General features: G+C 45.7%; 1 protein-coding gene. It reads right to left on the reverse strand.

The features are described from left to right. Positions 1-476, reverse strand: a 476-nt coding sequence (locus tag N2257_10855; protein MCX7794884.1) for a threonine--tRNA ligase, incomplete at its 3' end; no start/stop codon positions are given. Positions 477-532 lie beyond the last annotated feature (56 nt).

Raw genomic sequence — 532 nt, forward strand, 5'->3', positions numbered from 1 at the left:
ACCTTATACAGGTCATTTTTCGCCATAAAAGGTGTCTTTGTCAGTTGGTAGCCTCTTCTTTCCTCTTCATCCTCTACAAATCTTTGAAGGGTCTGAATGATCTTCGCACCCTTCGGCATAAGCAGTGGCAGTCCTTGCCCGATATATTCAGCAGTGGTAAATAGGTCCAGCTCCCGACCAAGCTTATTATGATCCCTTTTCTTTGCTTCCTCGATTTTTGCCAAATACTCCTCTAATTCGCTCTTCTTTGGGAAGGCGGTACCATAGATTCTCTGGAGCATCTTATTCTTTTCGTTCCCTCTCCAGTAGGCACCTGCTACCTGGGTTAGTTTCACCGCTTTAACTTTTCCGGTGGAAAGCAAATGAGGGCCAGCACAGAGATCGACAAATTCACCTTGCTGATAGAAAGATATTTCCGCATCTGCAGGCAGATCATTGATCAGCTCCACCTTATACGGTTCCTGCTTTTCCTCCATGAGTTTCAATGCCTCGCCTCTAGGCAGCGTAAACTTCTCAATGGGCAGATCTTCTT

The sequence above is a fragment of the Thermodesulfovibrionales bacterium genome, assembly GCA_026417875.1.
Taxonomy (GTDB): Bacteria; Nitrospirota; Thermodesulfovibrionia; order Thermodesulfovibrionales; family CALJEL01; genus CALJEL01.